The sequence below is a fragment of the uncultured Fretibacterium sp. genome, from assembly GCF_938040765.1.
Lineage (GTDB): Bacteria > Synergistota > Synergistia > Synergistales > Aminobacteriaceae > CAJPSE01.
The window spans coordinates 1-8837 of record NZ_CALIAA010000134.1; the positions used below are offsets into that span (position 1 = coordinate 1).

Sequence of the window (8837 nt, forward strand, 5' to 3'; positions counted from 1 at the left end):
CCTTCAGGACGGTGTAGAAGCCACGGAGCGCCTCGCGCATGGCCTCCGCCGCCTCCAGGTTTCCGATCTTGTCCAGGATGGGCTTGTCGTACTCGTCGATCAGCACGACGACGGGACCGCTGGCCTTGTGGAGCCCGATGATGACGTCCTGAAGCGCACCGCCGGGAAGCGTGCTCCTGACCTGCACGCCGGCGTACTCCCCCCTCCGGGCCAGATCCGCCATCAGGGAGGCCTCAAATTTCGGGACGTCCCGGACGTCCATCATGCTCATGTCGAGCCGCAGCACCGGGCAGGGGTGTTTTGCCTGCTCCGTCACCCACGCCTCGGCGGCCAGCCCCGCGAAGAGCTCCACGCGGCCGCCGAACATAGCGTCGAGCGTCGAAAGCGTCAGCGACTTCCCGAATCGTCGAGGCCGGGACAGGAAGTACCACGCCCCAGCCTCGACAAGCTCCGTCAGTCGCGCTGTCTTGTCCACGTAGACGCAGTCCATCCGCCGCAGCTTTTCGAAATGGTACGTCCCGATAGGCAGCGTCCGAAGCCTTCCTCTCATCGTCCCTCACCTCGCTTCATACTTCATCCGCCGGGACCAGCCGGCTCACCGGGGAACGCGGCGCCCCTGCGTTTCCAGGGCGTCGCACAGCCGCGCGGCGGCCCCGCCCTCTCCCGAGAGCTCCAGGAGCGCCGCACGCGTCTCTGCGAGCCCCTCCGGGTCCCGCAGTGCGGAGGCGATCCGCAGGGCGAGCGTCTGCGGGGTGACGTCCCCGTACAGCTCGTCCACGATGGAGCGGTTCGCGATGCGGTTCGGCAGGGAGATGAACCCGTTGTGGCGCGCCAGGACGCGCCCGACCGCCGCACGGCGTATCCTTATGCCCACGAACGGCAGGGATGTGGCGAACCCGCGCAGCCCGGCGACGGGGATGTGCTTCAGAAAGGCGTGCGGCGCAGCCGTCAGACCGGGCAGTCCGCAGTGCATCATCTCCAGCGTGTTCGTCCCCGGCTGAGTCAGGGCGTAGTCCGCGCCCCGCATTGCGACTCCCGCCCCGGCCCGGACGGGCTCGAGCCCCGCATCGCGCCAGGCCTCGAGCTCGGAGTCCAGCATGAACGGCGAGAAGAGCGTCCGGACCCGCAGCCTCGGAAACTCGGACCGGAGCGCGGCGACGACGGCGGTCAGCCAATCCCGGGCCGCCCGACGGATGGCAGGCCGGCTCCCCGGGAGCAGCAGGAGCCGGGGCGAGTCGGGCTCGTCCGGCCAATTCCAGGACGCGGCGGAGGGGCTGTGCGCGTCCATCTCCAGGGCGTCCCGGACGAGGTCCCCGATGGAGCGTGCCCCGGACTTGCCGGAGATGCCCGAGGCCATCGCCGGGCAGGCCGTGAAGACCGCCTGCGCCCGGCCCAGACCTTTTTTGGCGCCGTAGGTGTAGACGAACAGGGGCGCCTTGGCGGCATGCGCGAGGTGGGTCCCGAACATCAGGTCCCCCCCCAGCTGCAGGACGCAGTCCGTCCGTTCGGCCCCGAGCTCCCGCCAGGTCCGCGCAACGCCGCTTGGGCCCTCGAGCTTGTCGACCCCCAACAGCGAGGCGGCCTCGCGCTCCCGGCCCGACGCGAAGGGACAGGGCAGGAGCCACAGGGAGACGGAGTGCCCCCGCAGGCGCAGCTCCGTCGCCATGGGACGTGCCCAGTCCCACAGCTCTCCGGGGCCGTTCGTCAGTATGGAGACCCTCACGTTCGCATCACCGCTCCCCCTCGCGCTTCTCCTCGTCCCGCTCCCCGCCGGGCGTCGGGACCATGCCGATTTACGGTAAAATAGCCTCCGCCCAGAACCCGGCGGCGTCCCCGACGCCCATGGCGGCCCGGGCCTCCTCCATGCGGCGGTCGGCCTCGGAGCGGATGGCGGGGTCGTCGGTATAGCGGTACAGCTCCTGGACGATCCGTTCGGGCCGCGCGTCGCCCCGGAGCAGCTCCGGGTAGAGCGGAGTGCCGGTCGGACCGGCCAGATAGTTTGGGATCGAGATGTAGGGGATCCGTACCAGCGCGCGCGCTATGGCCCAGGAAACGGCGTTGCCGTTGTAGATCACCACCATGTAGCGGCGCAGCAGCATCGCCTCCACCGCGACCGTCCCGCTGACCCCCGCGACGGCCTCCGCAGCCTCCATCAGCTCCCGGCCCTCCCCATCCCACGTCTCGAACCCCTCGAGGCGTTCCCGGAGCTCCGCGGCGAGGGCAGGCGAGAGGCCCGGCGCGATGGAGAAGATCGGAAGCCGTCCATCGTCCCTCAGGATCCGGGCCGCGCCCATCAGCCGTTCCAGGTGGTAGCGGATGTCGTACCGCCGGCTCCCCGGCATGAGCGCGATGACGCGCGCGTCCCCGGTGCGGCGCCGAAGCGCCTCGGGCGCGCGGCAGCCCTTCAGCCCCTCGACCAGCGGGTGGACCGCCCAGCGGGAGTTCACGCCCCGCTCGGCCAGGTAGCGGTGCTCGAAGGAGAAGAGCGGCAGGCACAGGTCGAAGTCCCGGCGCAGAGCCCATACGCGCCCGCTGCGCCAGGCCCAGACGGTCGGGGTCGCCAGACAGACGGTTTTTCCCCCGTAGCCCGCGCGCCGCAGCCTCGATACCAGGCCCAGGTGAAAGTCCGGGCTGTCGACCACCACGACGGCCTCCGGGCTCCGCTCCAGGATGGCCCGGACCATCGTGCGCCGCAGCCGGAGGAGGCGCGGAATCGCGGGCAGCACCTCCGTGATGCCCATCAGCTTGAGCTCCTCGTAGCTCCAGCGGGGAAGGTCCGGCGCGAACTCCCCGCAGGCCTCCTCCGTCCGCGGCCCCATCATGCCCCATATCCGGCCCCTCAGGGCCGGCCTTCGCCTCAGCAGCGCCCGGACGAGCTCGGCTGCGTGGAGGTCCCCGCTGACCTCTCCGCAGCTCACGAAGAGGGACACGACCGCATCCCCCAGACGGCGATCCCGCAGGCGTCGGCGCTTTCGAACGTCCGCTCCGGCTCCAGAACCAGGGTCCGACCCGCCTCGACGGCCAGGCAGGTCAGCCCCGCGCACCTCATGGACTCGATGGTCCCGGGCCCGACGGTCGGCAGGTCGTAGCGCAGGTCCTGGTCGGACCGCATCATCTTGACGACGACGCCCCGGCCCGACAGCGCGCCGCAGCGCCCGATCATCGCGTCCGTCCCCTCCATCGCCTCGACGGCCACGACGGCGCGGTCCGCCACCACGATCGCCTGGCCGAAGGAACAGGGCAGCGTGACGCTCAGGACCTCCGCCCCATATCGGACGTCCTGCAGCTCGGCCTCGGTCGGGGCGCGGGAGCCCAGCCGCCCCTCCGGCGCCAGGAACTCCGGCAGGATCTGCCAGTAGGGGAGGACGGCGATGCCCTCCCGCTCGAACGCCTCTACGATCGACCCCAGAAGCGCATGGTCGTCCCGCGGCGTGGCGGAGAGCACCGAGCGGGTGAGGGGGTCGAAGAGGGCGGGCAGGAGGTAGATCGTCCTCTTGGCGATGTGCCCGGCCATGATGAGGCGCTCCGCGCCGCGGCGCCGGGCCTCGCGGACGACGCGCCCCAGACTCGGGAACCGGAGATGGACCACGGCCTCGGACCATGGGGCGAGCGCCCCGTCGTCGCCCCTCAGGGTGACGACGACGGGAGGGGTCCCCCGCTCGTGGAGGCGCCTCGCGATCTCCACGGGCAGCGCGCCCTCCCCGGCGATCAGGACGATCCGGCCCTCCGGTGCGCTCATCGGTCCACCCGGCGCGCGAAGAAGACCGCCACGATCATGAACACCAGGTTGGGGGCCCACGCGGCCAGCGAGGGCCAGATCGCCCCGGCCTCGCCGAGGGCGCGGCACATCGACATCACGACGTAGTAGGCGAAGACGATGACGACGCTGATGCCGAATCCCATCCCCGAGCCGGACCGGCCCTGACGCGACGCGCCGAACCCCGCGCCCAGGACCGCCATGATGACGCAGGCCCAGGGCACGGCCAGCTTCAGGTGAAACATCACCCAGAGCTTCGAGAGGTCCGACCCGATCATGCTGGCCTGGCGGATGTAGGCCCACAGCTCATGGGCGCTCATGTCCACCGGGCGCCTCGTGCTGCGCTGGATCTGCTCGGGCGAGAGGTTCAGCGCGAGCCGCTGCCGCTCGAAGCGGAAGAGCAGGTTGATGTCGCCCCGGCTGTTGACGTCGTAGACGCGGCCGTCCTCGATCCACCACTGCCCGTCCTTCCAGACCCCCTGCTGCGCCACGGAGGTGCGCACCAGGCGTCCGCCCTCGAACTCGTGCACCATGACGTCCTTCAGGATCCCCTTCCTCGTATCCATCTGGTTGACGTAGAGGACCCGCCGGAGCTCCCCGCCGCTCTCGTCGCGCAGGAAGACCTTCTCCTGAAGCGCGGCGGCCTGGTTCTTCATCACCTCGTACTTGAGCAGCCGGTCCGCGGCGATGGAGGTGAAGGGCACCACGGTCTCGTTGAAGGCCAGGGTCCCCAACGAGACGAGGAGCGATGCGACGACGATGGGCCGGAGCACGCGCGAGAACGGGATACCCAGGGACTTCAGGGCGATCAGCTCGCTGCCCGCGGCCAGGCCGGTCATCCCCAGAAGGGCGCTCAGCAGCGAGGACATGGGGAAGGTCATGGCGACGACCTCCGGCAGGCGGTAGAGGAAGAGGCGCGTCACGACCCCCAGGGAGACGCCCTGTTCGATGATCAGTCTCGCCGCCTGGAAGAGCAGGTCGCCCGCCACGAAGATCAGGGTGAAGATCAGCACCCCGAAGACGAAGGGACCGGCGACCGCCTTCAGGACGAGGCGGTCCAGGATGTGCAGGCCCAGCGGGGAGAGGCCCCCGGAAATTCTCACGGGAACCTCCGAATCAGGAGCCAAGCGTGTACTTGGCCTGCATGTTCTCGTCGACCCGCTTCACGAGGTCCTCCGCGTTCGGGACGCCGGGGCCGCCCTTGACGAAGTCCGTCACGCGGAGGATCACCGCGGTGGAGAGCGCGGAGTGGGACGTGCAGAGCGTGCGCATAAGCGTTTCGAGCTTGGCGACGACGGCCTCTGCGGCGTCGTTGTCGGTATCGATCAGGATCAGGAAGATGTCGCGGGGCCCCGGGGAAAAGGCGATGTCCGAGGCCCGCAGGCTGGCATGCACGGCGCGGCAGTAGGCGCGGAAGGCATCGTCCACCCACGGGTCCGAGTCCGACGAGGGTGGGAACGTGAGCCGCATCAGGACCGACGTCAGGAAATGTCCGTAGCGCCGGATGCGGTACAGCTCCTCCTCCAGGCGCTGCATCGCGTAGCCCCGCGTATGAAGGCCCGTGAGGGGGTCGACAAAGGAATCGGCCTGGGGGGCGGCGTCGGACAACGCCTTCGGTTCGAGCCGGAAGCAGATGCGGCCCTCCTTCATCGGCTGCTGAAGGACGTTCCATGCTTTTTCGCCAAGCATCGCCGTCCCCTCCCCCGGGGGGAGGAGCAGCGCGATGTTCGAGGCCAGCGCGGTCTCCCGGGAGATCCCCGCGATCTCGAGCAGGGCGTCGCTGATGGCGAGGATATCGCCGACCTCGTCGGTGACCGCGAAGGGGACCGGCAGGTCGAAGTCCCGAACGCCCTCCTCAAGCCTCGCCTCGGGGAGGGGCCTGTGGAGGCGGTGGTGATAGAGCGTCGTCAGGACCACCGCGCCGCAGACGGCCATGGTCACGCCCACCCACTGGAGCCGGGCCCCGAAGCTGACGGACAGGGGACAGAGCAGCATCCCCTGTGCGATGAGCTGGACCGGGATGTAGCCCCCTTTGGCGCCCTGGAGGATGAACAGGGCGTAGAGCGCGGTCAGGACGACGAACAGGAGCCCCGTCAGGCCCCAGAGCGACGCGTCCACCGGGCCCGACGCCGCGGGAGAGCCCAGGGAACGGACGATGAGGATCGTCGGGATCGCGACGACGGGCGGCAGGAAAAGCCACTTCATGAGGCTGACGGGACGTTCCATGGTGCTAACGGTATTCCAGGGTCTCTCCGGAGGGGTAGCTCAGGGTGTACTCCACGACGATCTTCCGGATCTCGCCGGGCTTGACGGACAGTTTCCACGACAGGCGATTCTCCGCGTCGCGCTCCGTGGGCTCGGGATCGATTTTGAGGACCTCCAGCTTGATCTTCTCGTCCACCGGGATCGGAAGCCGGTCCCGGACGGTGACCTCCCGCTCCGAGTCCATGCCGCTGGACACCTCCAGCGTGTAGCCGCTCTTGAAGACGCCCGATCCCCCCAGCCAGGAGCTGCCCGTGCTCTCCACCAGCGGGGTCTTTTTCGCGCTGAGCCGCGAGGCCGAGCCGAAGGGAAGCCGGCTCTGCCCCAGCCCGTACTCCGGCACCTGGGTGGAGCCGGACGGACGGCCGTCCACGCGCAGCTCCGCACGCCCCGGCATCAGGGGCGTGGTGATGGCGTCCATGCTGGCGACGATCCAGCCCGTGGAGCGCTGCTCAGGGATCAGAACCAGAAGGGGCGTGCTCTTGAGCGACAGGGCGCCGAGCGCCACGTCCGAGGGCGTGCCGTCCCCCTCGAGCGTCCCCCGGCCCAGGACGGCCACGTTCGAGAGGGTGGAAGCGATCACGGGAAGCCCCGCACCGAACTCCACGGCCTCATCGCCCTGATCGTCCATCGTGTTTGACGCTCTCTCGGGCATCGCTTTGGCAAGGGCGCTGGGGGCGGCTGCAGAGGTCAAACCCAAAGCCGCGGGGCTCCTGACCGGTATCGGATGCTTCGGACGCAAGGCGACCCGAAGGGGATCCATCGCGGGCGGCGAGACCGAGTCCTCCGGCTGCCTGGAGTGGAAGGTCAGGTCCCCCGAGTAGTCGAGCCCCGTCCCCTGCGCGGCGGACGCGAACATGTGGACGTCGATGGCTCCCGTCGCGCTGTTCAGGTCCATGACGTACCGCAGCCCCCAGCGGGCGGCGTCCGTGCGGGCCTCGAAGAGCAGCGGCTGGCGTGCGTTCGTGCGCCCGCTGACCTGTACGATCTGGTCGGACCGCTGAGGGCTCCGGGACTCGAGCTCCGCCTTCAGGCGCTCCAGCTCCTCCGTCTCCAGGCTCAGGGTCTCCGTCAGGTCCGCCAGGTCGTTCTCGACCTTCAGTCGGAGGGCCTGAGCCTCCTCCATGTAGTGGATCAGGTCCCTGCTCTCGGTCCCGTTGACCTGAGCGCTGCTCACGTTCAGCATCGCGCGGGTCTGTTCCAGGGAGGCCGCCTTCGCCTTCAGAAGGGCGACGGCCTTGGCCTGGGCGTCCGTCCGTTCCTTCAGGGGGGCGAGGGAGGGGGGAATCCAGCCCTTGCGCCCCTGCTCGATCACCTGGAGGTCCGAGACCCCCGTGAGGTTCAGGAGGCGGACGCTCGCGGCGTCGAAGGCGCCGGGGAGCTCGAACCGGAAGGAGTCCTCCGTGGGGGTGAGCTCGAAGACGAACCGCGCGCCCCTGGGATAGACGTCCACGGAATGGACCGCCGGGATGTCCGCCGCGCAGGGACGGGCGAGGAGCACGAGGACTCCTGCGAGGAGCACCACCGGCAACGTCGGGAAACTGCCTTTGAATATCATGATGAACGGGACCTCCTTGATCGTTCGTCGGGATGTTCGGGAAATCGGGTCCGAAAACCGGTCCGCGGGGCCGCGAAAGGTCCGTCGGGACGGTATCCCGTAGGGCTCGCATGCGGTCCCGCGCCTATTTTAACACGCTGTCCCGCATTCGGAAGTCCTGTCCGCTTGTCCGACGGGACGAAATATGTTATAGTTCCACGGTATGTCGCGAGTCAAGCAGAGGCTGCCCCCTCTCGCCCGATGCGGCGCCTTCCGTCGGTGGAGGCTGTTGCCGGGCCGTGCGAGATTGTGCAAAGCGTCTTCCTCCAATGGTACGATGGCAGGGGAGACGTGTGAAGCGCAGATTGTCGGGGTGGTCCAGGGGGCCGGCCCCGATTTTTTATCTATCTCTATGGAGGTGAGGCGTTATATTCCCCAGGACTGAAGAGGATGCGCCGAGGGTCAATCAGGAGATCACTGTGCCGCAGGTGTTGTTGGTGGACGAGAACGGGGTGAAGGTCGGACAGATCGACACGGCTGAGGCTGTCCGGATGGCCGAGGAGCGGATGCTGGACCTGGTTGAGGTCGCTCCCCTGGCCAAGCCGCCCGTTTGCCGGATCATGGATTACGGCAAGTATCGCTACCAGCTCCAGAAGAAGGAGAAGGACGCCCGCAAGAAGCAGAAGGTCCAGACCCTCAAGGAGATCAAAATGCGCCCCAAGATCGACGAGCACGACTTCAACTTCAAGGTGAAGGCGATCCGGAACTTCCTCGAGGAGGGGCACCGCGTCAAGGTCTCCGTCTTCTTCAGAGGACGGGAAATGGCCTTCCTCTCCCGCGGCGAGGAGGTCTTGAACCGCGTCATGGCGGAGTGCGGCGCTCTGGGCAAGGCGGAGGGCAGCCCTCGGATGGAGGGGCGCTACATGCGCATGATGGTCACCCCCGTACCTCAGTCCGCAAAGCCGGCCGCGCCCAAGGATGGGGCCGAATCCGCGCCCAGAAAGGCCGCGTCCGGCCCGAATCCCGAGGCTCCGGCCCCGGCTGTCGCCGAAGGGGCCTGAGGGGCCGGGACGAGGGAAACACTGATTTAATTCACGAAGCCCCCCTGATGAAGCCCCTAAGCGACCCGCTCAACTCGCTTCCGCTCGTTGGCGGTCTGCTTATGTGGACCCCAGCTTGCCCGTTTTGAGGAGAGAGCGTGCCGGGGCCGCCGCTATACCCGGGGTGGAGCCTTCCGGCAGCCGCTCGCTTCGCTTGCGGGCCGATCAGTCTCAGGATAGC

Annotated in this window: 8 protein-coding genes; 1 reads left to right on the top strand and 7 read right to left on the bottom strand. The window is 68.6% G+C overall.

Annotation, left to right across the window (positions count from 1 at the left end; genetic code table 11):
* From Q0176_RS04970 to Q0176_RS05000, 7 genes are all read right to left on the bottom strand, one after another.
* Positions 1-550, bottom strand: a 550-nt coding sequence (locus Q0176_RS04970; RefSeq protein ID WP_299299826.1) for an AAA family ATPase, incomplete at its 3' end; no start/stop codon positions are given.
* A 45-nt stretch (positions 551-595) separates the two neighbouring features.
* Positions 596-1723 carry a hypothetical protein gene (locus tag Q0176_RS04975; RefSeq protein WP_299299828.1) on the bottom strand — a complete coding sequence of 376 codons (1128 nt, stop codon included), beginning with the start codon at positions 1721-1723 and terminating at the stop codon, positions 596-598.
* A gap of 70 nt (positions 1724-1793) precedes the next feature.
* The gene (locus Q0176_RS04980; protein ID WP_299299830.1) at positions 1794-2930 is read right to left on the bottom strand and encodes a lipid-A-disaccharide synthase; all 1137 of its coding nucleotides are present in this window, start codon (positions 2928-2930) and stop codon (positions 1794-1796) included.
* Positions 2915-3739 (bottom strand): UDP-2,3-diacylglucosamine diphosphatase LpxI, encoded by an 825-nt coding sequence (gene lpxI, locus Q0176_RS04985; RefSeq protein ID WP_299299832.1) that lies wholly within the window; start codon positions 3737-3739, stop codon positions 2915-2917. The genes Q0176_RS04980 and lpxI overlap by 16 nt, the downstream gene beginning before the upstream one ends.
* Positions 3736-4860 (bottom strand): LptF/LptG family permease, encoded by a 1125-nt coding sequence (locus Q0176_RS04990; protein WP_299299834.1) that lies wholly within the window; start codon positions 4858-4860, stop codon positions 3736-3738. Before Q0176_RS04990 ends, lpxI begins: the two co-directional genes overlap by 4 nt.
* Before the next feature lie 13 nt (positions 4861-4873).
* Entirely contained in the window at positions 4874-5983 is a 1110-nt protein-coding gene (locus Q0176_RS04995) for a diguanylate cyclase (protein WP_299299836.1), read from the bottom strand.
* A 4-nt stretch (positions 5984-5987) separates the two neighbouring features.
* A complete protein-coding gene (locus Q0176_RS05000; RefSeq protein WP_299299838.1) occupies positions 5988-7577 on the bottom strand; it encodes a DUF4139 domain-containing protein in 1590 nt (529 codons plus the stop codon).
* 407 nt (positions 7578-7984) lie between these two features.
* Between Q0176_RS05000 and infC the strand changes: the two genes are divergently transcribed.
* Positions 7985-8617, top strand: coding sequence for a translation initiation factor IF-3 (gene infC, locus Q0176_RS05005; protein WP_299299840.1), 633 nt, complete (start codon positions 7985-7987; stop codon positions 8615-8617).
* Positions 8618-8837: the final 220 nt, after the last annotated feature.

Coding starts and splice junctions, on each gene's coding strand:
- lpxI (WP_299299832.1), bottom strand. CDS start 3,739: ATGAGCGCACCGGAGGGCCGGATCGTCCTGATCGCCGGGGAGGGCGCG.
- Q0176_RS04995 (WP_299299836.1), bottom strand. CDS start 5,983: ATGGAACGTCCCGTCAGCCTCATGAAGTGGCTTTTCCTGCCGCCCGTC.
- Q0176_RS05000 (WP_299299838.1), bottom strand. CDS start 7,577: ATGATATTCAAAGGCAGTTTCCCGACGTTGCCGGTGGTGCTCCTCGCA.